This window comes from Burkholderia sp. E168m23 (genome assembly GCF_016586125.1).
Lineage (GTDB): Bacteria > Pseudomonadota > Gammaproteobacteria > Burkholderiales > Burkholderiaceae > Burkholderia > Burkholderia orbicola.
In genome coordinates, this window is the sequence record NZ_BCPP01001238.1 from 1 (window position 1) to 1687 (window position 1687).

The 1687-nt window shown below is 69.0% G+C and carries 3 protein-coding genes; 1 reads left to right on the forward strand and 2 read right to left on the reverse strand.

Annotated features, from left to right (window positions below; translation table 11 throughout):
• A partial coding sequence (locus JMF90_RS36095; protein WP_201326252.1) for a DUF2486 family protein occupies positions 1–424 on the forward strand: 424 nt, incomplete at its 5' end.
• Between the two features lie 147 nt (positions 425–571).
• On the opposite strand, the gene JMF90_RS36100 is transcribed toward JMF90_RS36095, so the two are convergent.
• Entirely contained in the window at positions 572–898 is a 327-nt protein-coding gene (locus tag JMF90_RS36100; RefSeq protein WP_006478085.1) for a c-type cytochrome, read from the reverse strand.
• 124 nt (positions 899–1022) lie between these two features.
• Positions 1023–1687: dihydroxy-acid dehydratase (locus tag JMF90_RS36105; RefSeq protein WP_201326253.1), on the reverse strand; the 665-nt coding region annotated here is incomplete at its 5' end.

Consider the following 1687-nt stretch of genomic DNA (forward strand, 5'->3'; position numbering starts at 1 on the left):
AGAAGACGCGGCAGCGATGACGGCGCCGCTGCGCTCGTCGCTGGTCGATGACGACCTGCCGCCGCACACGTTCGCCGCGATTGCGCCCGAAGCGGTTGCGCACGCGCCCGGCACGGCGATGCCGCAGGCGGACCTGCCGAGTGCAGCGCCGCAGCCGGACGCGCAGGCCGCAGCGGGGCTGACGCCGGAAGATGCGCAGCACATCGCCGAACGGCTGCGCAATCGGCTGACGAATTATCTGACCGGTGCGGGGCGCGACGCCATCGAAGCGCGCTGTCGCGATGCGCTGCACGAGCATTCGGCCTGGCTGGTCGGCCAGATCACGCGCGAAGTCGCCCTCGCGCTGGAAACCGAGGTGATGGACTGGGTGCGCGATGCGGTCGATGAAGAGATCGCCCGCCGTCGCGTCGGTCATTCCGGCTGAACGGCCGATCTTTCGCGCTGGCGAAAAAGAGGGGGCGGGTCCGGTAAGGGCTTGCGAAGGCGCCGCAGAGGTGTGGCGCGGCCAGTACCAGGCCGCCTTCTTGCTGCGCACTGCACACGGCGCGGGTACGCCGCGCGAGTATCCGATTCAGCGGACCGACAGCACCCACTGGGCGAGCGTGTGGGCTTCGATGCTCGTCAGTTGCGTATTGGCGGGCATCGGCACGCTGCCCCATACGCCGACGCTGCCTTTTACGATCGATTGCGCCAGATAATCGGCGGCGTCGCCGCGCGCCGCGTACTTGCCGGCGATGTCGTGGAACGACGGGCCCATCAGCGGCTTGCCGATTGCATGGCACGCCATGCAGTTCTTGCGCTGCGCCAGCGCGAGCCCGTCGGTCTGGTCGGCACGCGCCGCCGCCGCGCTGCCGGTCAGCAGCGTGGCGAGCAGCACGCGCAATATCGTCTGTTTCATGCGGTTCTCCGCCGGCGGGGACGGCCGGCTTCATGGTCCGCGCATTATAGAAGCAAAGGGGAAGCACGTTTTGCGCGTTCCCGGCGGCCTCGTTTATCGGGGTCGCATGCCTTGCGGCCCTGCTTCAACCCGTGACCGCCCCCTGGTTCGCCGGTCGTGCGAGCACCGCGAATTTCGCGAGCACCCCGCGCGTATAGCGCGGCGCCGGCTGTCGCCACGCGGCGCGGCGCCGGGCGAGTTCCGCCTCGTCGACGTTCAATTGCAGCAGCAGCCGGTGCGCGTCGATCGTGATCGAATCGCCTTCCTGCACCAGCGCGATCGTGCCGCCGACGAACGCTTCCGGCGCGACGTGGCCGACCACCATGCCCCAGGTGCCGCCCGAGAAGCGTCCGTCCGTGATGAAGCCGACCGATTCGCCGAGTCCCTTGCCGATGATCGCGGAAGTTGGCGCGAGCATTTCCGGCATGCCGGGGCCGCCCTGCGGGCCGAGGTAGCGCAGCACGAGGATGTCGCCCGCGCGAATCCGGTCGCCGAGGATCGCGTCCATCGCGCTCTGTTCGTCGTCGAACACGCGCGCCGGGCCCGTGATCACCGGGTTCTTCAGGCCGGTGATCTTCGCGACCGCGCCGTCTTCCGCGAGATTGCCCTTCAGGATCGCCAGGTGGCCTTCCTTGTACAGTGCGCGGTCGATCGGGAAGATCACATGCTGGTCCGCGCGCGGCACGGCCGGCACGTCCTTCAGCTCGTCGGCGATCGTGCGGCCGGTGATCGTCAGGCAGTCGCCGTGCA

Excerpts from the sequence above, each read along its gene's own strand:
- JMF90_RS36100 (WP_006478085.1), bottom strand. The coding sequence starts at position 898 with ATGAAACAGACGATATTGCGCGTGCTGCTCGCCACGCTGCTGACCGGC.